Here is a 19,728-nt window from a genome sequence, read left to right as displayed (position 1 = left end):
GCCGCCGCTCGCGCGGCCCCGGTCGGCATGGACGAAAGCGGGGCCGCCCGATGGGCGACGGCATGACGGGGATGCACCACCACGGAGGCGGACCGCTCCCACCCTTCTCCCTCTCCCGCGCCCTGGAGTGGTCGCCGGACTGGCCCTACCTGCTCTTCTGCGCGCTCGCCCTCGGCCTGTACCTGGCGGGGGCCGTCCGGCTGTGGCGGCGCGGCGACAAGTGGCCGGTCGGCCGGGCGGTCGCCTGGACGGCGGGCGTCGGCACGGTGCTGCTGGTCACCAGCACCGGCCTGAACGACTACGGCATGGTGCTGTTCAGCGCGCACATGATGCAGCACATGGTGCTGTCCATGCTCTCCCCGATCCTGCTGCTGCTGGGCGCCCCGATCACCCTCGCGCTGCGCGCCCTGCGCCCGGCCCGCAAGGGCAGCGGCAGGGGCCCGCGCGAACTGCTCGTCGCCCTGCTGCACTCCACGTACGTGCGGATCGTCTCGCACCCGGCGTTCACCATCCCGCTGTTCATCGCCAGCCTGTACGTGCTGTACTTCACGCCGCTGTTCGACTTCCTGATGCAGTACCGGGTCGGGCACCTGGCGATGATGCTGCACTTCCTGGCCGTCGGCATGCTGTTCTTCTGGCCGATCATGGGCGTCGACCCGGGCCCGCACCGCCCCGGCTTCGTGATGCGGATCATCGAGCTGTTCATGGGCATGCCGTTCCACGCCTTCTTCGGCGTCGCGGTGATGATGGCCTCCGGGCAGCTGGTCTCCACCTTCAGCGCCGCGACGGCGCCGCCGGGCACGAACCTGCACGACGACCAGCAGTTGGCCGGTGGCATCACCTGGGCGTTCGGCGAGATCCCGACCGCGATCGTGCTGATCGCGCTGACCCTGCAGTGGGCCAAGTCCGAGGAGCGGCAGGCCCGCCGCCGCGACCGGGCCGCCGACCGGGACGGCGACGCCGAGCTGGAGGCGTACAACCGGTACCTGGCCTCGCTGGACCGGGGGGCCGCCGGCCGGGCTGCCGGTCAGAGCGCCGGTCAGGCTGCCGACCGGGCCGCCGGTCAGGCCGCCGGTCAGGCCTCGTAGCGCGGGGAGAGCGGAGAACCGCCCGGAACGGCCCGTCCGTTCCGGGCGGTTCTCGTCGTTCCGGGCGGGTCAGCCGATGCCCTGGCGGTCGGGGGCCAGGGCGAAGCGGCGGTTGTCCTCGTCGTGGACGGACGCGGCGACGGCGCGCTCCAGCAGGCGGCGCTGGAGCAGCAGCGGGGCGCGGCGCTGCTCGGGGGTGATCCGCAGCAGGTCGTCGAGGGCGGCGGTGAGGCGGCGGGTGACCTGGGGCTGTCCGGCGCCGCAGATCCGGATCTCGGTGAACGCCAGGTCGACGGTGGCCTCCCAGCCCGGCACCGGCTGGACCAGCCGGACCACGCCGTCCTTGTCGCGGTGGCGCAGCTCGCCGAGGTGGACGGGGGCGAGGACGGCCAGCAGTTGGTGGATCCGGTCGACGGCCTGGACGGCGGTGGTGGGGTCGTTGACGGCCGGGGACAGGGCGCGGATGGCGATGTCGACGAGTTGGCGGAAGCCGAAGCTGAGGTCCTGGTGCATGGTGCGGTCGACGCCGACGTTCAGCGCGGTGGTGATCCGGCGCGGCCGGGGCGCGCTGCCGCCGACCACGACCACGGTCGGGGTGCCGGGCGCGATGAAGTCGCCGATCCGCGGCACCTGGTACAGCACCGCGTCGTGCCGCCGGGCGACCCGGATCAGCCAGCGGATGTTGACGTCGCGCAGGACACCGCCGCGCCCCTCGTGCAGCAGGGTCGGCCCCGGCGGGACGTCGCCGGGCGTCGGGCCCAGCTCGGGGGTCAGCCAGCGGTAGGCCTGCAGCACCTGCAGGGACTCCCGGGTGACCCGGTCGATCACGTGCGGGACGCGCAGCAGGCGCATCGTGGCCTGCACGTACAGCACGAACAGGGCCAGGCTGAGCATCACCATGGCGAGCGCGACGATCGTGGAGACGATCGGGACGGACACCGCGCGGGACGGGTCGCTGGTGTCGTCGTAGCCGAGCTGGACGAGCAGGGTGTAGACGAAGGTGGCCAGGCAGGTCGCGAAGGTCGCCTTGATCAGGCGGCTGCGCACGTACAGCCGCAGCACCCGGGGGCTGAACTGGCTGGCGCCCATCTGCAGCGAGACCAGCGAGATCGAGAAGACCACGCCGATGAAGGTCAGCATCGCCGAACTGACGGTGGAGACCACGCTCTTGGCCGCCGAGCTGAACGAGAGCAGGGTGTCGGCGGTCTGCGCGGCGGACGCCTCGGCGAAGATCTCGCGGTCCAGCAGGTCGGTCAGGCCGGCCAGCAGCACCGCGCCGACGCAGGTCAGCAGCGGGGCGAACCAGAACGCCTCGCGCAGGTGCTCGCGCAGCGGCGACAGGGCGCGGTAGCGGGGCTTGCGGCGCTTGCCGGGGGGTGGTGCGGCGGGCCGTGCGCCGTGCTGCGCGCCGGCCCGTCCGTCGTCCGTTCCGTCCGCTCCGTCCGCCCGGCCGCTGCCGCGCCCGCCGCCTCGCCCGCTGCTCATCGGGCCAGGCTAGCGGCGGGTGGGGGCGGTGCCCGGGAGGGACGCGGGGCGCCGGGGGCTTTCGCTGCGGATGCGGTGATCCGGAACCGGGTAGATCGCACGGGAGAGGGCGGCGTCCGGCCGTCCGCGGCGGAGAGGAGCGGGTGTGGACGCCGAGCTGCAGAAGGCCGTCACCGGGCTGGACGAGACGCGGGAGAAGCTCCGGGGCGAGGTGACCGCCCCGCTGCGGGCCGGTCGGGGCCGGTTCCCGGAGACGGACGAGCACCTCCTGCTGGGGGCGCTGGCGGGCGTGGTGGAGTCGCTGCAGGAGCTGGCGGACATCGCCCTCGAACGCCGGAACGCCAACTGGCACGCGTGGTCGGCGCACACCCACCTCAAGGACGCCGCGAGCCTGCTGCGCGACGGCGAGCAGCGGGCCGGGCGGAACGCCTGACGCCCGCCCCCCGTCACGTCAACGGGTGGTGTGCGCACCGCCGTTGACGTGCAGGGTCTGGCCGGTGAGGTGGTGGGCCCCGGGCGAGGCGAGGAAGTACGCGGTGGCGGCGATGTCCTCGACGGTGCCGGGGCGGCCGTCGTGGGTCTCCTCGATCAGGGCGCGGCGGCGCTCCTCGGCGATGGCCCCGCCGAAGAAGCCGGTGCCCTCGACGTAGCCCGCCGCGATGACGTTGCAGCTGACCCCGCGGGGCGCCAACTCGGCCGACAGCGCGGCGTTCCAGGCCGCGAGGGCGGCCTTCGCGGCCCCGTACGCACCGCCGCGGCGCTCGGCGCCGATCGAGCCCAGGCTGATCACCGTGCCGCCCGGGGCCAGGACGGGGCGCAGGGCCTCGGTGGTGAGGACGGCGCCGAGCAGGTTCTGCGCGAGGTTGGCCTGCCAGGTGGCGAGCAGGTCGCCGAGCGGGCTGCCGGTGGCGGGCCCGGCGGGCAGGCCGCCCGCGGCGTTGACCAGCACGTCCAGCGTCCGGAAGCGGGCGGCCAGGGCGGCGGTGGCCACCGGGTCGGTCGCGTCGCAGACCACCCCGTGCGCCCCGAGCTCCGCCGCCGTCCGCTCCACCGCCTCGGCCCGCCGCCCGGTCAGGTGCACCTCGGCCCCGTCGGCGACGAACCGGGCGGCGACGGCGCGGCCGATGCCGCTGCTTCCTCCGGTGACGAGCACGGTGCGGGTCACTGCGTCCTCCTGCGGTGGCGACTGGTACGTTTAGTGCTAAACATAGCTCAGGAGCAGCGGGAGGCAACCCCATGACCGGATCCAGTACGGGGGCGGATGCCGGGGCGGCGGGCGGGGCGGAGCCGGTGACCGGGGTCGGGCCGGAGGCCGGGGCCGAGGAAGGTGCCAGACCGGAAGCCGGGACCGGAGTGGGGCCGGAGGCCGGGGCTGGACCGGTGACCGGGGTCGGAGCCGAGTCGGCGGCCGGCCCTGGGGCCGGAGCGCGATCGGAGGCCGAGGCCGGGCCCGGGGCGCGGTCTGCGGAGGAGGTGGCGGGGCGGTCGGCGGCGGCGATCGCGGCTGCGTGGCAGCGGGAGCGGCCCGGGGTGCCGACCGACTCGATCGAGATCGTCACGCCGATCTGGCGGCTGGCCAAGCTCTTCGCGGACGACCGCAACCGGGTGCTGCGGGCCGCCGGGATCGACGCGGCGACGCTCGACCTGCTCGCGGTGCTGCGTCGCTCCGGCGCTCCGTACGAGCTGACGACCCGTGAGCTGACCCGGCGGACCCTGGTCACCGCGGGGGCCGTCTCGCAGCGGGTGGCCCGGGCCGAGCGGGAGGGGCTGGTGCGGCGGAGCCCCGATCCGGCGGGCGGGCGGGCCGTCCTGGTCGCACTCACCCCGGACGGGCACGCGCTCGTCGAACGTTCGGTGGACGCCGTCCTGGGTCGGGAGTCGGAGCTGGTCACCGAGCTGTCCCCGGCCGAGCGCGGGCAGCTCGCCGGGCTGCTCGACCGTCTGCTCACCGACCTGCACGGGCGGATCGGCCCGAGCGACTGACCGCTGCGCGCCGCGGGGTGCGGCGGAGCCACCGCGGTGCGTGCGTTCCGGCTCTGGAACGATGGGCCGCATGCGAGCAACGGATGGACCGGACGCGGCGGGCACCGCGCGGGCGGCCGACCCGACGAGCGCCGAACTCTCGGCGCGGATCGGGCTGCGGCTGCGCGAGCTGCGCGCCTCCCGCGGCCTCTCGCTCTCGGAGCTGGCGCGGCGTTCGGGCGTCGGCAAGGCCACGCTGTCGGGGCTGGAGGCGGGCACCCGCAACCCGACGCTGGAGACGCTGTACGCGCTGACGACCGCGCTGGGCCTGCCGCTGAGCGACGTGCTGCCGGGCCCCTCGCGGGCGGCCCTCCGGGACGTGGCCGGGCCCGGGGTGTCGGGGCGGGTGCTGGACGCCGTGCTGCTGGAGCGGTTCGAGGACGCGGCGGCGGTGTCGGAGACGTACCGGATCCGGATCCGGCCGAGCGGGGTGCAGCGTTCGGCGGCGCACCCGCCGGGGACGGTGGAGCACCTGGTCGTCCTGTCCGGCACCGCCCTGGTGGGTGCGGAGGCCGCGCCCGCGACGGTCGCCGCGGGCGGGCACCACACCTGGGCGGCGGACGTCCCGCACCGCTACGAGGCGGTGGGGGCGGACGTCGAGGCAGTGCTGGTGATCCGCTACCCGCACGGCTGAGCGGGGTCGGCGGGCCCGGTCAGCCGAGCGGCACCCGGGGCCGGAGCACCCGGGCGCAGAGGGTGCCGGAGCCGCGGTCGATCCAGGCGGTGCAGCTCTCGGCGTTCGTGGTCAGGGGGAGGCCGGGGGTCGGCTCCCAGACCGCACCGGGCGGGGCGAAGGCGGCCAGGGCGTGCGGGACCCGGTCGTCGGCGGCGGGACGGTCGTGGTCACGGAAGGCGAGCGGCGCGGACGCCTGGGCCGGGACGGTCGGCGCGGTCGGCGCGGGCTGGGTGGAGGGAGCGGCCCGGGGCGCGGAGGGCCGCAGCAGGGCGTAGACCACCGCGTCACCAGCTCGGAGCGGCTGGCCGTCGGGGCCCGGGGCCCTCCATGACCCAGTGGGCCTGCTCGATCGGCCCGAGCCCGTCGAACAGCAGGGCCATCGGGGCGGTGTCGGTGCGCACGCCGGTGGTGACGAAGCCCGCGCCCGCCCCGTCGGGCGGCGCCGCCGCGCGGACGTCACCGACCGTCCCGACCGCCCCGGCCGTCATGAGGACGCCGCCGACCATCCCGGCCACCCCGGCCCCGCCGAGCGTGACCGTCGCGCCGATCCCGAGCAGCGTCCGTCGTCTCATCGTTCCTCCTGCGCACGGTGGTCGGTCCTCCGCCATGGTGTCGCGCCGGATCGGCCGCCGCGTACGCCCCCAGGAGGATCCGGGCGCGGCGGGCGTCCTGTTGATCATGAGCGGGTCGGTGTGCCATCCTCGGCGCTCCGGCCCGGCGCTGCCGCGGCAGCGCCGGGCGGGCACAGGGCGCAGGACGAGGGGGGAACGGGTGACGGGCCGGGGTTGGGAAGCGCGGACGGTGGTGCGCGGCGACGTCGAACTGCACTGCCGGGACTGGGCGGGCGCCGCCGACGGGCGGCCGGTGCTGCTGCTGCACGGGCTGGCCGGGTACGCGGGCGAGTGGGACGCGCTGGCCGCGGCGCTGGCCCCCGGACGCCGGGTGGTGGCCTTCGACCAGCGCGGGCACGGACGCTCCACCCGCCGCCCGGAGCAGGTCGACCGGGCCGCGTACGTCGCCGACGCGCTCGCCGTCGCGGACCGCCTCGGGCTGGAACGGCCGCTGCTGGTCGGGCAGTCGCTCGGCGGCCACACCGCGCTGCTGGCCGCCGCCGCGCACCCGGAGCGGTTCGGCGGCCTGGTGCTGGTCGAGGCCGCCGCCGGGCGCGCCGAGGACGCGCCCGCGCAGATCGAAGGCCTGCTGAGCGGGTGGCCGCTGCCCTTCCCGGACCGGGCCGCGGCCGTCGGCTTCTTCGGCGGCGGACCGGGCGGCGAGGCCTGGGCGGACGGCCTGGAGCAGCGCCCGGACGGCTGGTGGCCGCGCTTCGAGGTCGAGCTGATGGTCGCCTCGTTGGCCCCGGTCGCCGCCCGCGACCACTGGGACGAGTGGGCCGCGCTGCGCTGCCCGACCCTGCTGGTGCTCGGGCAGCACGGCATCATCCCGCCCGCCGAGACCGACCGGATGCTGGCGCTGCGCCCCGAGGTCCGCGCGATCAGCCTGCTGGGCGCCGGGCACGACGTGCACCTGGAGCGGCCGGACGAACTGCACCGGCTGGTCGCCGAGTTGCTGGACGAACTGGACGAACTGGACGAACGGGAGGGGCCGGGCGGGCTGGACGGCTGATCCCCGCTCCGTCCGCTCCGCCCCGCTCCGGTTGCCGGGGGGCGGGGAGCCGGATCGTCCCCGTCCCGCCGGAACAAACCGGGTGAGGTCGGCCCGGCGCACTGGCAGGATGCCGGGGTGGACGAGATCATCCGCGCCGCGGGCGCGCTGCTGGGCCAGCCCCTCAGGGACCCCGTCGATCTCGGCGGCAGCCCGCGGAGCGCCGTGCTGCGTTGCCGGACGGCCACCGGCGGCAGCGTGGTCGTCAAGGCGTTCGTCGACGAGCCCGGGGCGCGGCGGGCGTACGCCGGGGAGGCGGCCGGTCTCTCGCTCGGCCTGGCCGGGCCGGAGCTGCTCGCCGCGGACCACGAGCAGCGGCTGCTGGTGATGGCGGACCTGGGGGACGCCCCCACCCTGGCAGACCTGCTGCTGGGCACCGACCCGAAGGCCGCCGAGCGCGGCCTGCTGGAGTGGGCCGGTGGCCTGGGCCGGCTGGCGGCCCGTTCGGTGCCGCGGCGGGCCGAGTTCGCGGCCCTCTGGCAGCGGCACGGCCGGGGCCTGCCGAGCTGGGAGGACGAGCCGTGGCAGCGGCAGAACGTCGACGCCTTCGTCGAGTTGCTCGCCGAGTGCGGCCTGACCGCCCCGCCCGGGCTGGCCGCGGAGCTCACCGCGGTCGGCACCGCCGACGGCGAGCGGTACCCCGGCTTCACGCCGGGGGACACCTGCCCCGACAACAACCTGATCACCCCGGGCGGCCTGCGGTTGCTCGACTTCGAGGCGGCCGGCTACCAGTCGGTCTTCCTGACCGCCGCCTACTGCCGGATGCCGTTCTCCAGTTGCTGGTGCGTCTACCGGCTGCCGGGCGACCTGGCCCGGCGGGTCGAGGAGGCCTACCGCTCCGAGGTGGTGGCGCAGTACCCCGACCTGGCCGAGGACGCGCTCTGGCAGGCCGGGATGGACCGGGCGGTGGTGGTCTGGACGGTCGACTCGACGCTGCACCTCCTGCGCCGCGCGCTGCTCGAGGACGGGCCGATGCACCGCACCCGCCGACCGGTGCCCACCCGTCGCCAGCTGCTGCGGCACCGCTGGACGGGCGCGCTCGGGCTGGCCGGGTACCCGGCCTTCGGCGCCACCGTGCGGCTGCTGCTCACCGAGGTCGCCGCGGGGTGGGACGCGCCCGAGCTGCCCGGCTACCCGGCGTTCCGCGCGGTCGGGTGAGGGCGGGGCGCGCCCCGTACCTGCCGTCACGCGCCCCTGTCACGCACCGCCGTCCCGGCCGAGCAGCAGGGTGGCCTGCGGGAAGCGTTCGCCGGGGGCCGGGGCGCGCAGGGTGCGGGCGGTCTCGGTGAAACCGGCCTGCCGGAAGAGGGCGGCGAGGGTGTCGACCGGCCAGCGGTGGGCGGTGGTGACCTTGTGGTCGAACGGGACCGGGCGGTCGGTGTCGCCGAGGTCGGGGTCGGCGGCGAAGAACCCGGTCAGCAGCAGGCCGCCCGGGGCCAGGACGCGATGCAACTCGGCGAGCGCGGTGGGGAGTTCGGCGGGCGGGAGGTGGATCAGCGAGTAGCGGGCGAGGACCGCGCCGAGGCTGCCGTCGGCGAGCGGGAGCGCGGTCAGGGTGCCCCGCACGAACGGCCGTGCCGGGTGGGCGAGTCGGGCCTGGGCCAACATCCCGGCCGAGAGGTCCAGGCCGAACGCGCGGACGCCGAGCCCGGCGAGCAGCTCCGTCGCCTCCCCCGGCCCGCAGCCGAGGTCGCCCACCGGCAGTCCGCGCCCGGCCACCGGGGGCGCCGCGACCAGCCGTCGGATCAGCGCCAACTCCGCTTCCTTGCCGCCGAGTTCGCCCCGGAACAGGGTGGCGTACAGCTCCGCCACCCCGTCGTACGCCTGCCCGACCCCGCCGTCCGCCGTCATCCGCCGCGCCCCCGTCCCGTCCGTCGCCCGTTGCGTGGAAGCGCTCAGCCTAGGCCCTCGGGGCGGGTGGTCCGTCCGGTGGAAAACGCGTTGCGGGCGGGTGGGGCGGGGTGCGTAGACTCCGGGCCATGGCCGTCGTAGCGATCTCTCGCCGATTTACCGGCCCCCCGGCTCCCGATGGGTGCCGCAGGGGATTGGTTCCGTTGCGCCGGTAGGGAGTTCGGCGGATCGGGTCGGCCCGGCGGCGGGTCGTGCCCAGGGGCCGGGGGGTGTGGTGTCCCCCCTGTTGGTCCCGTCCCGATCCGTCCTGCCTGGAGCACGCCGTGTCCGTTCACCCCGCCGTCCGCCTCCTCTCCCCCGAACAGCTCGCCCGTGACCTCGCCGTCCGCGACCTGACCGATCCGGCCGCCGGGCCGCACGCCCTGCAGTTGCTCGTCGACCACGCCGTACGGGCGCTGACCGGGCACTGGAGCTGCCCGGTGCGGGTGCACCGGGGCGAGCGGGTGGTGACCGTCGCCGACAACTACGACCACCTCAACTACTGCGGCGACGACGTCACCCGGGACGCCCGCTACACCCGGTACGTCGACGACCGGCGGATGCTGCGCAGCCACTCCAGCGCGCTGGTCCCGGGCGCGCTGCGGGCCCTCGCCGCGCGGGCGGCGGCCGGGGAGGCACCGGAGGCGGTGCTGCTGGCCTGCCCGGGCCTGGTGTACCGGCGCGACAGCATCGACCGGCTGCACAGCGGCACGCCGCACCAGCTGGACCTGTGGTACCTGACCCGCCGTCCAGCCCCGGCCGGGGCGGACGACCTCACCGGGATGGTCGCCGCGCTCGTGGAGGCGCTGCTGCCGGGGGCGGCGCACCGCACCGAGGAGCGCGTCCACCCGTACACCCTGGCGGGGCGTCAACTGGACGTGAGGGCGGACGGGGCGGGTGGCGGCGAGTGGGTGGAGGTCGCCGAGTGCGGGCTCGCGCACCCCGAGGTGCTGGCCGGGGCCGGGCTGGGGCCGGAGTGGAGCGGGCTGGCGCTCGGCATGGGCCTGGACCGGGTGCTGATGCTGCGCAAGGGCGTCCCGGACATCCGCCTGCTGCGCTCCGCCGACCCCGCCGTGGCCGTCCAGCTCACCGACCTCGCCCCGTACCGGCCGGTCTCCGCGCTGCCCGCGGTCCGCCGTGACTTGTCCGTCGCGGTGGACGGCGCCGACCTCGCCGAGGACCTCGGCGACCGCGTCCGGGACGCCCTCGGCGCGGACGCGGACTGCGTGGAGACCGTCGAGGTGCTCTCCAGCACCCCCTGCCACGACCTGCCGCCGCAGGCGCTGGCCCGGCTCGGGGCCCGTCCGGAGCAGCACAACCTGCTGGTCAAGGTCGTCCTGCGCGACCTGCACCGCACCCTCACCGACGCGGACGCCAACGCGCTGCGCGACCGCGTCTACGCCGCCCTGCACCAGGGCACCGTCCACCAGTGGGCCGCTCCGACCGGCCCCTGACGGCCTCCTGGCGGGCCGTCACGGGCGCAGCGCGGCGACCACCAGCCCCTCCAGGGACGCCCGCGCCACCTCCGGCCGCCCGCCGGCGAGCAGGGCGTCGAGGACCAGACCGTCGAAGCAGGCGAGCAGGGTGAGGGTCCGGGTCTCGACGTCCGGGACGCGGTGCGCGGCGAGCAGGCGGCGCACCGCGTCCCGGCCGGGGTTCTCGCGCGGCTGCAGGATCTCGCGCAACTCCGGGTCGCGGACGCTCTCCACCGCGCAGGCGGCCCGGGCGAGCGAGCGGCGGCGCCCTTCGCCGCCCAGCCGCTGCCGGGCCAGGGCGGCGAGGCCGTCGACCAGTTCGGCCGGGGTGCGGGGCGGCGGGAGCCGTTCGGCCGCCCGGCGCAGCTCGGCCTGGTCCAGCTCGACGAGTCGGCGGACCACCGCGGTGAGCAGGGCCGAGCGGGTGCGGAAGTAGGCGGAGGTGGTGCCCTCGGGCAGCGCGGCGGCCCGGTCGACGGCGCGGTGGGTGAGGCCGCGGATGCCCTGGTCGGCGAGGACGCCGAGGGCGGTGTCGGCGAGGAGCGTGCGTCGGTCGATGGCCATGCACCCCTTTGTACGCCACTCCGGGCGCGGGCTTGGCGGGACCGACGGGTGGGCGGTAGGGCCGGGGCGGGCGGCGGATGGTGGGCGGGCGACCGGCAGGGCACGGGAGGCGCGGCCGGAGCGTCTGCGGGCGGTGGGGGAAGCCTGACCAGGCACGGCAAGGGGCCGGTGAGGCCCGGCAGGGGGACGGCGGGCCCCTCGAGGTGGTCAGCGGCTCGGTGGGCGGTGGCGGCCGGGCGCGGCGGGGGCGGGAGGGGGCCGTGGGTGGGCGGTTTCGGCGGTCGGTTACCGTGGGCCTTCTACAGGTGTAGAAGAACGGAGGTGCCAGGGTGAACGGCACGGCGGTGGTGGTCGGCGGCGGGATCGGCGGGCTGGCGGCGGCGCTCGGGCTGCGGCGGGTAGGGTGGTCGGTGACGGTGGTGGAGCGGTCGGCGGTCCCGGCGGACGCCGGTGCGGCGATCTCGCTGGCGGCCAACGGACTGCGGGCCCTGGACGAGTTGGGCGTCGGCGCCGCGGTGCGGGCCGCCGCCCGCGGGCAGTACCGGGGCGGCACCCGTACCCCGGACGGGACGTGGCTGGCGCGGATGGACGGGGCGGCGCTGGAGCGGGCGGTCGGCTCCCCGATCGTCGGGATCACCCGCGCCGAGTTGCACCGGCTGCTGCGGGCGGCCCTGCCGTCCGACGCGCTGCTGCTCGGCGTGCAGGCCACGGCGGTCGAGCAGGACGGGCCCGGCCCGGTGCGGGTGCGCTGCGCGGACCGCGTCCTGGAAGCCGACCTGGTGGTGGCGGCGGACGGTGTCGGCAGCCGCCTGCGCGCCCGGGCGCTGCCGGACCACCCGGGGGCGGTACTGGTCGGCACCGCGGTGCTGCGCGCGATCACCGCCGAGCCCGTCGCCCCCGCGACCGACACCGCTCCCGACACCGCTCCCCCGAGCGGACCGGACGCACCGGGTGGGCGGTTCGGGCCCGTCAGCGACTTCGAGCTGACCTGGGGCGACGGCGCCGAGTTCGGCCACATCCTGCTGCCGGACGGCCGCGCCGAGTGGCACGCCGTGCTGGACCTGCCGCCGGGCAGCCGCTTCACCGACCCGCTCGCCGAGTTGGGCCGGCGCTTCGGGCACTGGCACCACCCCGTCCCGGAACTGCTGGGGGCGACCCGTCCGGAGGCCGTCCTCCACCACGACCTGCGCGAACTGCGCACCCCGCTGCCCTCGTTCGCCCACGGCCGGATCGTGCTGCTGGGGGACGCCGCGCACGCGATGACGCCGAACCTGGGCCAGGGCGCCTGCCAGGCCCTGGAGGACGCGGTGACCCTGGCCGCCGCCGTCGCGGGCGCGCCCACTCCGGCCGCCGCGGCGACCCGGTACGACGCGGAGCGCCGACCGCGGGCGCAGGCGGTGGCGCGGGCGGCCCGGCAGGCGGGGCGGCTGGGGCAGGGGCTGTCGCACCCGGTGGCGGTGGCGGTGCGCAACACCGCGATGCGGCTGACGCCCGGCCGGGCGGCGGTGCGGGCGATCCTGCGCCACCACGCCTGGGTGCCGCCCCGGCTGCCCCGGTCGCCCCTGTCCCCGCCGGCGCCGTAGCCTCGCCGGGGGTGCGGGCAGGCGACGGCGCACGGGGCGCACTGCCGCATCAGACGGGCGCGGGACGGGAATCCAGCCGTAGACCGCACCGGTCGGCGGTGGTCCGTTCCGCCGCCGACGCACGCACCGAGGAGGGGCAACGTGGCACCGCAGAAAGCTCCGTCCGGGAAGCCGACCGGGATGGGCGGCGCGCCCCCGCCGCCGCCCGGACCGGCCAATCCGCCGCCGCCGCACGGGAAGTGACGGACCGAGCGTCACTTCCGGTAGCGGGCGACGCGCTCCTGGAGGGCGGCCTCGACCTGCGGCCACTCGTCGTCGGTGATCGAGAAGATCGCGGCGTCCCGCAGGCGGCCGTCCTCGCCGGGGGCCCAGGAGCGCGACCAGTTGCGCAGGACGCCCTCGAAGCGGGCGCCGACGGAGGCGATGGCGGCGCGGGAGCGCTCGTTGCGGGCGTCGGTCTTGAGGTCGACCCGGCGGACGCTCAGCCGTTCGAAGGCGTACCGGAACAGGAGCAGCTTCGCCTCGGCGTTGATGCCGGTGCCCTGCGCGGAGGCGGCCAGCCAGGTGAAGCCGACCTCGACGGCGTACAGGACGTCGGTGTCGGGGTGGGTGCGCGGCTCCCAGAGGGCGGTGGCGCCGACGGCCCGGCCGGTGGCCCGGGAGATCTGCGCGTACGGGGCGAGCCTGCCGGTGGCGACGCGGCCGTGCTGGGTGGCGATGTACCCGGCGACCTCGTCGGCGCGCGGCACCCAGGTGAACCCGTAGCTGTCCCGGCTCTCCTCCGCGGCCTGCGCCAACTCCGCGGCGTGCCGCTGCTCCAGCGGCTCCAGCCGCACCAGGGCGCCCTCCAGCACGGGGCCCTCCAGCCGGTATGCCATGTCCGCTCCGTTCCTTCGGGATCTTCGTCGACAGCAGCGAACCGGCGGGGGCGGACCGGCGTCAACGGAGTTTCGCCCCGTGGACGCCCACTCTTCCCCGACGAACTCCCCGGCACCGGCAGGCGGGTCGGTCAGCCCCGGTAGGGCGGGGTGAGGCCCCAGTCCCAGCGGGGCACCGGCGCGTCGAGGACCGGGGGCGGGGTGGGTCCGGCGTACAGGACGGCCATCCGGGTGCCCCACTCCAGGTAGTAGGCGAGGACGGCGCGGAACTCGGGGTCGGCGGGGAGGCCGGCCTCGTCCGCGGTGTCCTGCAGCAGGGCGACCCAGCGGCGGCGCTGCGCCTCTTCGATGCCGCGGCCGAGGTGGCGGGCGGCCATGTGGCGGTGGCCGCCGTGGTCGGTGCTGTAGGCGCGGGGGCCGCCGAACACCTCGCCGAGCCAGGCGGCGACGTGCCGGGCGTGGTCGGGGTGCTTGTCCGCGAAGAGCGGGGCCAGCAGCGGGTCCGCGTCGACGTGTTCGTAGAACCGGGTGAACCAGCGTTCCAGGGCGGGCGCTCCGCCCGCCCAGTCGTACAGGGTCGGGTGGGCGCCGCCCCTTCCGGCCACCGCCGTGGGCTCGTAGTGGCGCATCTCCGCGATGTCCGCGACGTAGGGCTTGATCTCGGCGAAGAACGCGGCGAAGTGCTCGCCCTTGCGGAAGCCCTCGAGGTGCTCCTCGGTGGAGGTCCACCGGATCCGCAGGACGTAGTGGTCCGGTTCCTCGGTGCACCGGCTCAGTTCGAAGTCCAGGCACTGCTCGGCCCGGGCGAGCGGCCCGGCGGCCCGGGCATAGGCTTCCTCGAAGGCGGCGGCGCGCGCCGCGTCGATCCGGTAGCGGATGTATTCGACCGTCATGATCGGAACCCAACCGCAGGACTCGGCACGGAGCAAGAACGCACTTCGCGGTAAGCACCTGGACGGGGGTTGCACGGTGGCGGACTCGGAGGAGTCGACGGGCGCGGCGGCGACGGGTCGTCAGCAGTACAACTGCGCGGTCGAGTTGTCGTTGAGCGTGATCGGCGGCAAGTGGGCGGTGGTGGTGCTCGCCCACCTGAAGGAGGGCGTGCACCGCTACGGTGCGCTGCGGCGGCGGATCCCGGGGGTCAGCGAGAAGGTGCTGGTGCAGCGGCTGCGCGGGCTGGAGGCCGCGGGCCTGGTGTCCCGACGTTCGGACGGGGGTGTTCCGCCGTCGGTCGAGTACCGGCTGACTGCGGAGGGCGAGAGCCTGGTACCGGTCCTGGAGGCGTTGCACGCGTGGGGCGAGGGGCGGGCCCGCCGCACGGGGGCGCGGATCGTTCCCGCGGCCGCACCGCCCGGCGCGTGAGGTCGACCCGCTCATCGACCGGTCGGTGCCGGTGACCGGCGCACGGGGTGCGCGATGTCGACCGAGGCCTGGCTGCGGCTGACGCCCGGGGAGGCCCGGGGAGGCCCGGGAGTTCAACGCCCAACTGCTGGCGCTGATCGACTCGTGGGCGTCCCGGGCCGGGCCGGAGGACGGGCCGGGCAGCCGGGAGCGGCGGGCCGCTCCCGTCCCAGGGCGGTCCCGCCGCTCGCGGGGTGTGGGGGAATCCTCAGGATTCGGTGCTGAGTTGGGCGAGGGTGGCGAGGAACTCGGTCTCGGCGGCGGTCTTGTCGAGGCCGAGGGAGGTGAGGATGCCGTGGCCCGCCTCGTGTTCGAGGAGGGCCAGCAGCAGGTGCTCGGTGCCGACGTAGTTGTGGCCGAGGCGGAGGGCCTCGCGCATGGTGAGTTCGAGGACCTTCTTGGACCCGGCGTCGTAGGGGACGAGTTCGGGGGCCTCCTCGACGGCGGGCGGGAGGGCGGCCAGGGCGGCCTCCCGGACGGCTTCCAGGGGCACGCCGCTGGTGACGACGTACGCGGCGGCGAGGCCCTCGGGTTCGGCGAGCAGTCCGAGGACGAGGTGCTCGGGGCGGACCTCGTCGTTGCGGGCGTCCTTGGCGGCCTGGTGGGCGGCCATCACCACGTTGCGGGCGCGCGGGGTGAAGCGGTTGAAGCCCTGCGCGGTGTCGATCTCGCTGACCTCGCCCGGGTCCTTGGGGACGAAGCGCTTCTGGGCGGCCTGGCGGGTGACGCCCATGCTGCGGCCGATGTCGGTCCAGGACGCGCCGGAGCGACGGGCCTGGTCGACGAAGTGGCCGATCAGGTGGTCGGCGACGTCGCCGAGGTGGTCGGCGACCAGCACCGCGTTGGACAGCTGGTCGAGCGCTTCGGGGTACGACTTCTTGATGCCCTCGATCAGGTCGTCGAGCCGGACGGAGGGCTTCGCTCCGGAGGTGTCTGCCATGAGGCAACCCTAGGTTGACAGTAGGAGGAGTGTCAACCGTCAGTTGACAGCTCCCGGCGCGGCCGATTCCTACTCGCCGGTAGGGGGTGTTTCAGCCGAGTTCACCCACCGGCCGCCCGCTGTCTTGTCCGCGTCACGCGGGCCCGAGTTGGATGCACGACATCCGACCGGCCCTCACCCACCGGAGACCCGATGACCGCGCCCCGCGCCACCCGCACCACCGCCGTACTCGCCGTCGCCGCAACCCTGTTGACGACCGCGCAGGCCGTCACGGCCGTCACCGCGGCCACCGCCGCGCACGCCGAGAGCGCACCCGCCGAGACCGCGCCCGCCGCCGTCGCCCCGCTGGACGTGCTCAGCTACAACACCTTCCTGATGAGCACCTCGCTGTACCCGAACTGGGGCCAGGCGCAGCGCGCGCAGGCCATCGCGGGCGCGGACTTCTTCCAGGGCCACGACGTGGTGGTGCTGCAGGAGGCGTTCGACAACGCGGCCTCCGACGCGCTGGCGGCGAAGGCGGCGGGCGCCTACCCGTACCGCACCCCGGTGGTGGGTCGCTCGACCTCCGGGTGGGACGCGACGTCCGGCGGCTACAGCAGCACGACGCCGGAGGACGGCGGAGTGCTGCTGCTGAGCAGGTGGCTGATCCTGCGCAAGGAGCAGTACGTGTTCAAGGACGCGTGCGGGTCGGACTGGTGGTCCAACAAGGGGTTCGTCTACGCGCAGATCAACGTGAACGGGCAGCTCACCCATGTGGTCGGCACGCACCTGCAGTCCACCGACTCCGGCTGCGCGAGCGGGCAGGCCGCGGACGTCCGGGCGAAGCAGTTGCAGGCGATGCGGGCGTTCCTGGACGCCAAGCGGATCCCGGCGGGCGAGCCGGTCGTGCTGGCGGGCGACCTGAACATCGACTCGCACGGCGGCGAGTACCCGGCGCTGCTGGCCAACGGCAACCTGGCCCCGGCGACGGCGCGCACCGGCTGGGCGAACTCCTTCGACACCGTCGACAACTCGATCGCGGCCTACCGGTACCCGGGCGAGCCGCAGGAGGACCTGGACTACGTGCTGTACCGGGCCGACCACGCGCGCCCGCAGCAGTACACCAACACGGTGCACCGGTTCCACTCCGCGCCCTGGACGGTGAGCAGTTGGGGCACCTCGTACACGTACACCGACCTGTCGGACCACTACCCGCTGCTGGCGGGCTGAGGCTCCGGCCTCGGCGGGCCCCGCGGCGGGGCCCGCCGACGGGCCGCTACCGGCGGGGCTGGGCGAAGCGGACCATGTTGCCGGCCGGGTCGCGGAAGGCGCAGTCGCGGACGCCGTAGGGCTGGTCCATCGGCTCCTGGAGCACGTCGGCCCCGGTGGCGCGGATCTTCTCGAAGGTGGTGTCGCAGTCGGGGGTGCGGAAGTTGACGGCGCGCAGCAGGCCCTTGGCGAGCAGTTCGGCGGCGGCCTGGCGGTCGGCGTCGGTGGCGCCGGGGTCGGCGACCGGGGGTTCGAGCACGACCTCGACCTCGGGCTGCGCGGCCGAGCCGAGGGTGACCCAGCGCATTCCCTCGAAGGCGACGTCGTTGCGCACCTCCAGGCCGAGGGCGTCGCGGTAGAAGCCGAGGGCGGCGTCGTGGTCGTCCACGGCGATGAAGCACTGCGAGAGCTTGATGTCCATGCCCCCGACGCTACTGACCGGCCGCGCCCTCCGCTTCTCCGTTCCTGATCTCCTGCGCCGGGGCCCGGTCGGCGGCCTGCTGCGGGGCCCGGTCGGCGGCCTGCCCCGGGCGGCCGGTGTCGGTGCCGCGGATCGGACGGGTGAGGTACATCGCGACGCAGGCCGTGATGTGTTCGGCGGCGCTGTGGTCGCGGGCCCGGTAGGCGCTGGGGCTCTCGCCGACGAGTTCGGTGAAGCGGGTGCTGAAGGAGCCCAGCGAGGTACAGCCGACGGCCATGCAGACCTCGGTGACCGACAGGTCGCCGCGGCGCAGCAGGGTCTTGGCGCGTTCGATGCGGCGGGTCATCAGGTAGCTGTACGGGGTCTCGCCGTACGCGGCGCGGAAGCTGCGCTGGAAGTGGCCGACGGACATCAGGGCGACCTTGGCGAGGGCGGCGACGTCCAGCGGTTCGGCGTAGTCGCGGTCCATGGTGTCGCGGGCCCGGCGGAGGCGTTTGAGGTCGTCGATCTGCACGGCGCCCAGGGTAGTCGGGGAGTCGGACGGGCGGCGGGGGCCGGAGGGCGGGGGCGGGGGCGGGGGCGGGGCAGAACGATGATCTGCCGGACGTTCGTCGTACTTCGAAGGGGGCATGGCATTCGGGTGAGTTCCGGGTGGGTCGGATTCCCGTGCGCGGTTTTCCCGCTGCTAGCTTGTGAGTCACGCGAGGGAGCCCGGTGGAGTGGCCGAGAGGCGAGGCAGCGGCTTGCAGGGCCGCGTACATAGGTTCGATTCCTGTCTCCACCTCCTCGCTCCCCTCGGTCGTCCGCCCCCCGCCCGGTTGGCCGGGCGGCAGTCGAGGAGGGAGTGGCCCCCGATGGCCATCGCCACCGTCAATCCGGCCGACGGCCGCACCGTTGAGGTCTTCGATCCGCTGGACGAGGCCGCCGTGGAGCACCGGTTGGCCCGGGCGCAGTCGGCGTTCGAGTCCTGGCGGCTGACCACGTTCGCGCACCGCGCCGAACTGATGCACCGGGCAGCGGAGTTGCTCGACCGGGCGAACGACGAGATCGCCCGGACGATGACCCTGGAGATGGGCAAGCCGCTGGCGCAGGCCCGGGCCGAGGCGGCGAAGTGCGCGAAGGCGATGCGCTGGTACGCCGACCGGGCCGAGGCGCTGCTCGCCGACGAGCACCCGGCGGCGGAGGACGTCGCGGACTCGGGCGGGGCGTCGGCGTTCGTCCGGTACCGGCCGCTGGGTGCGGTGCTGGCGGTGATGCCGTGGAACTTCCCGTTCTGGCAGGTGGTGCGGTTCGCCGCGCCCGCGCTGATGGCGGGCAACGTGGGCCTGCTGAAGCACGCCTCGAACGTGCCGCGCACCGCGCTCGCGCTGGAGGAGCTGTTCGCCCGGGCCGGGTTCCCGCAGGGCTGCTTCCAGACGCTGCTGATCGGCTCGTCCACGGTGGAGGCGGTGATCCGCGACGAGCGGGTCGCCGCGGTGACGCTGACCGGCAGCGAGGGCGCGGGCCGGTCGGTGGCGGCGGTCGCCGGGGACGAGATCAAGAAGACGGTGCTGGAGCTGGGCGGCAGCGACCCGTTCCTGGTGCTGCCCTCGGCGGACGTGGCGGCCGCGGCGGAGCGGGCGGTGACGGCGCGGGTGCAGAACAACGGGCAGTCCTGCATCGCCGCGAAGCGCTTCGTCGTGCACACGGACGTGTACGAGGAGTTCCTGTCGGCGTTCACGGCCCGGATGCGGGCGCTGACGGTCGGCGACCCGATGGCGGAGGGCACCGAGGTCGGGCCGCTGGCCACCGAGCAGGGCCGCACCGACCTGGAGGAGCTGGTCGCCGACGCGGTCGGGCACGGCGCGTCCGTCGAGTGCGGCGGCGGCCGGCCGGACGACCCGGCGCTGGGGGGCGGCTGGTACTACCTGCCGACGGTGCTGACCGGGGTGACCCCCCGGATGCGGATCCACCGCGAGGAGGCCTTCGGCCCGGTCGCCACCGTCTACCGGGTCGCCGACCTGGACGAGGCGATCGCCGTCGCCAACGACTCCCCGTTCGGCCTGAGTTCGAACGTCTGGACCACGGACGACGCGGACCGCGAGCGGTGCGTGCGCGACCTGCGGGCGGGCGGCGTCTTCTTCAACGGCATGACGGCCTCGCACCCGGCGTTCCCGTTCGGCGGGGTCAAGCGCTCCGGCTACGGGCGGGAGCTGTCCGGTCACGGCATCCGCGAGTTCTGCAACGTCACCACGGTGTGGTCCGGCAGCTGAGCCGCGAGCGCGGACACGAGCACGGACACGAGCGCGGCGGGGGGGGGGGGGGGGGGGGGCCCCCCCGCCCCCCCCCCCCCCCCCCCCCCCCCCCCCCCCCGCCCGGCCGGCGGGGGGGGGGGGGTGCGTCCCGGCGTCTACAA

At 75.6% G+C, this 19,728-nt stretch carries 22 protein-coding genes and 1 tRNA gene; 12 read left to right on the top strand and 11 right to left on the bottom strand.

Annotation, left to right across the window (positions count from 1 at the left end):
* Window positions 1-71: 71 nt before the first annotated feature.
* Window positions 72-1,088 (top strand): cytochrome c oxidase assembly protein, encoded by a 1,017-nt coding sequence (locus tag ACFY00_RS30170; RefSeq protein ID WP_388035175.1) that lies wholly within the window; start codon window positions 72-74, stop codon window positions 1,086-1,088.
* Window positions 1,089-1,157: 69 nt separating this feature from the next.
* Here ACFY00_RS30170 and ACFY00_RS30165 read toward each other — a convergent pair whose 3' ends face one another.
* Window positions 1,158-2,573 (bottom strand): DUF2254 domain-containing protein, encoded by a 1,416-nt coding sequence (locus ACFY00_RS30165; protein WP_388035172.1) that lies wholly within the window; start codon window positions 2,571-2,573, stop codon window positions 1,158-1,160.
* 145 nt (window positions 2,574-2,718) lie between these two features.
* Between ACFY00_RS30165 and ACFY00_RS30160 the strand changes: the two genes are divergently transcribed.
* Window positions 2,719-3,006 (top strand): hypothetical protein, encoded by a 288-nt coding sequence (locus ACFY00_RS30160; RefSeq protein ID WP_388035169.1) that lies wholly within the window; start codon window positions 2,719-2,721, stop codon window positions 3,004-3,006.
* An 18-nt stretch (window positions 3,007-3,024) separates the two neighbouring features.
* Here the strand turns inward: ACFY00_RS30160 and ACFY00_RS30155 are convergent, their stop codons facing one another.
* Entirely contained in the window at window positions 3,025-3,738 is a 714-nt protein-coding gene (locus ACFY00_RS30155; RefSeq protein ID WP_388035166.1) for an SDR family NAD(P)-dependent oxidoreductase, read from the bottom strand.
* A 308-nt stretch (window positions 3,739-4,046) separates the two neighbouring features.
* On the opposite strand from ACFY00_RS30155, the gene ACFY00_RS30150 reads away from it, so the two are divergent.
* Together ACFY00_RS30150 and ACFY00_RS30145 are read left to right on the top strand one after the other, a co-directional pair.
* Window positions 4,047-4,556, top strand: a complete 510-nt coding sequence (locus ACFY00_RS30150) for a MarR family winged helix-turn-helix transcriptional regulator (protein WP_388035163.1) — start codon at window positions 4,047-4,049, stop codon at window positions 4,554-4,556.
* 70 nt (window positions 4,557-4,626) lie between these two features.
* Window positions 4,627-5,229 carry a helix-turn-helix domain-containing protein gene (locus tag ACFY00_RS30145; protein WP_388035160.1) on the top strand — a complete coding sequence of 201 codons (603 nt, stop codon included), beginning with the start codon at window positions 4,627-4,629 and terminating at the stop codon, window positions 5,227-5,229.
* A gap of 19 nt (window positions 5,230-5,248) precedes the next feature.
* Here the strand turns inward: ACFY00_RS30145 and ACFY00_RS30140 are convergent, their stop codons facing one another.
* Together ACFY00_RS30140 and ACFY00_RS30135 are read right to left on the bottom strand one after the other, a co-directional pair.
* On the bottom strand, window positions 5,249-5,551 hold the full coding sequence (locus ACFY00_RS30140) for a hypothetical protein (protein WP_388035158.1): 303 nt from the start codon (window positions 5,549-5,551) through the stop codon (window positions 5,249-5,251).
* 4 nt (window positions 5,552-5,555) lie between these two features.
* The gene (locus ACFY00_RS30135) at window positions 5,556-5,843 is read right to left on the bottom strand and encodes a hypothetical protein (protein ID WP_388035155.1); all 288 of its coding nucleotides are present in this window, start codon (window positions 5,841-5,843) and stop codon (window positions 5,556-5,558) included.
* Between the two features lie 199 nt (window positions 5,844-6,042).
* Here ACFY00_RS30135 and ACFY00_RS30130 point away from each other — a divergent pair, with 199 nt between their 5' ends.
* Window positions 6,043-6,894 carry an alpha/beta fold hydrolase gene (locus ACFY00_RS30130; protein WP_388035152.1) on the top strand — a complete coding sequence of 284 codons (852 nt, stop codon included), beginning with the start codon at window positions 6,043-6,045 and terminating at the stop codon, window positions 6,892-6,894.
* A gap of 117 nt (window positions 6,895-7,011) precedes the next feature.
* On the top strand, window positions 7,012-8,091 hold the full coding sequence (locus ACFY00_RS30125; protein ID WP_388035149.1) for a hypothetical protein: 1,080 nt from the start codon (window positions 7,012-7,014) through the stop codon (window positions 8,089-8,091).
* A 39-nt stretch (window positions 8,092-8,130) separates the two neighbouring features.
* Here the strand turns inward: ACFY00_RS30125 and ACFY00_RS30120 are convergent, their stop codons facing one another.
* Entirely contained in the window at window positions 8,131-8,784 is a 654-nt protein-coding gene (locus ACFY00_RS30120; RefSeq protein ID WP_388035147.1) for a class I SAM-dependent methyltransferase, read from the bottom strand.
* A gap of 323 nt (window positions 8,785-9,107) precedes the next feature.
* Between ACFY00_RS30120 and ACFY00_RS30115 the strand changes: the two genes are divergently transcribed.
* Complete coding sequence (locus tag ACFY00_RS30115; protein ID WP_388035144.1) at window positions 9,108-10,277, top strand: hypothetical protein; 1,170 nt, start codon at window positions 9,108-9,110, stop codon at window positions 10,275-10,277.
* A gap of 18 nt (window positions 10,278-10,295) precedes the next feature.
* Here the strand turns inward: ACFY00_RS30115 and ACFY00_RS30110 are convergent, their stop codons facing one another.
* On the bottom strand, window positions 10,296-10,862 hold the full coding sequence (locus ACFY00_RS30110; protein WP_388035142.1) for a TetR/AcrR family transcriptional regulator: 567 nt from the start codon (window positions 10,860-10,862) through the stop codon (window positions 10,296-10,298).
* A 329-nt stretch (window positions 10,863-11,191) separates the two neighbouring features.
* Here ACFY00_RS30110 and ACFY00_RS30105 point away from each other — a divergent pair, with 329 nt between their 5' ends.
* A complete protein-coding gene (locus ACFY00_RS30105) occupies window positions 11,192-12,445 on the top strand; it encodes an FAD-dependent monooxygenase (RefSeq protein ID WP_388035139.1) in 1,254 nt (417 codons plus the stop codon).
* 254 nt (window positions 12,446-12,699) lie between these two features.
* Here the strand turns inward: ACFY00_RS30105 and ACFY00_RS30100 are convergent, their stop codons facing one another.
* Both ACFY00_RS30100 and ACFY00_RS30095 read right to left on the bottom strand, forming a co-directional pair.
* Entirely contained in the window at window positions 12,700-13,323 is a 624-nt protein-coding gene (locus ACFY00_RS30100; protein WP_388035136.1) for a GNAT family N-acetyltransferase, read from the bottom strand.
* A 131-nt stretch (window positions 13,324-13,454) separates the two neighbouring features.
* Complete coding sequence (locus tag ACFY00_RS30095) at window positions 13,455-14,216, bottom strand: group II truncated hemoglobin (RefSeq protein WP_388035133.1); 762 nt, start codon at window positions 14,214-14,216, stop codon at window positions 13,455-13,457.
* A 76-nt stretch (window positions 14,217-14,292) separates the two neighbouring features.
* Between ACFY00_RS30095 and ACFY00_RS30090 the strand changes: the two genes are divergently transcribed.
* On the top strand, window positions 14,293-14,685 hold the full coding sequence (locus ACFY00_RS30090) for a winged helix-turn-helix transcriptional regulator (RefSeq protein ID WP_388035130.1): 393 nt from the start codon (window positions 14,293-14,295) through the stop codon (window positions 14,683-14,685).
* A 247-nt stretch (window positions 14,686-14,932) separates the two neighbouring features.
* On the opposite strand, the gene ACFY00_RS30085 is transcribed toward ACFY00_RS30090, so the two are convergent.
* Window positions 14,933-15,664: a Clp protease N-terminal domain-containing protein gene (locus ACFY00_RS30085; protein ID WP_388035127.1), complete on the bottom strand. Its 732-nt coding sequence runs from the start codon at window positions 15,662-15,664 to the stop codon at window positions 14,933-14,935.
* A gap of 192 nt (window positions 15,665-15,856) precedes the next feature.
* On the opposite strand from ACFY00_RS30085, the gene sph reads away from it, so the two are divergent.
* Window positions 15,857-16,873, top strand: coding sequence for a sphingomyelin phosphodiesterase (sph, locus tag ACFY00_RS30080; protein WP_388035124.1), 1,017 nt, complete (start codon window positions 15,857-15,859; stop codon window positions 16,871-16,873).
* A 46-nt stretch (window positions 16,874-16,919) separates the two neighbouring features.
* Here sph and ACFY00_RS30075 read toward each other — a convergent pair whose 3' ends face one another.
* Together ACFY00_RS30075 and ACFY00_RS30070 are read right to left on the bottom strand one after the other, a co-directional pair.
* Window positions 16,920-17,333, bottom strand: a complete 414-nt coding sequence (locus ACFY00_RS30075) for a VOC family protein (RefSeq protein WP_388035121.1) — start codon at window positions 17,331-17,333, stop codon at window positions 16,920-16,922.
* 10 nt (window positions 17,334-17,343) lie between these two features.
* Entirely contained in the window at window positions 17,344-17,802 is a 459-nt protein-coding gene (locus ACFY00_RS30070; protein ID WP_388035316.1) for a helix-turn-helix transcriptional regulator, read from the bottom strand.
* Window positions 17,803-18,046: 244 nt separating this feature from the next.
* Here ACFY00_RS30070 and ACFY00_RS30065 point away from each other — a divergent pair.
* Together ACFY00_RS30065 and ACFY00_RS30060 are read left to right on the top strand one after the other, a co-directional pair.
* Window positions 18,047-18,117, top strand: a tRNA-Cys gene (locus ACFY00_RS30065).
* A gap of 70 nt (window positions 18,118-18,187) precedes the next feature.
* A complete protein-coding gene (locus ACFY00_RS30060) occupies window positions 18,188-19,585 on the top strand; it encodes an NADP-dependent succinic semialdehyde dehydrogenase (RefSeq protein WP_388035119.1) in 1,398 nt (465 codons plus the stop codon).
* Window positions 19,586-19,728: the final 143 nt, after the last annotated feature.

This window comes from Kitasatospora sp. NPDC001540, assembly GCF_042894345.1.
Taxonomy (GTDB): domain Bacteria; phylum Actinomycetota; class Actinomycetes; order Streptomycetales; family Streptomycetaceae; genus Kitasatospora; species Kitasatospora phosalacinea_C.
The sequence above is the reverse complement of the archived record's forward strand: the minus strand, read 5'-3'. Positions and strand labels throughout refer to the sequence as shown.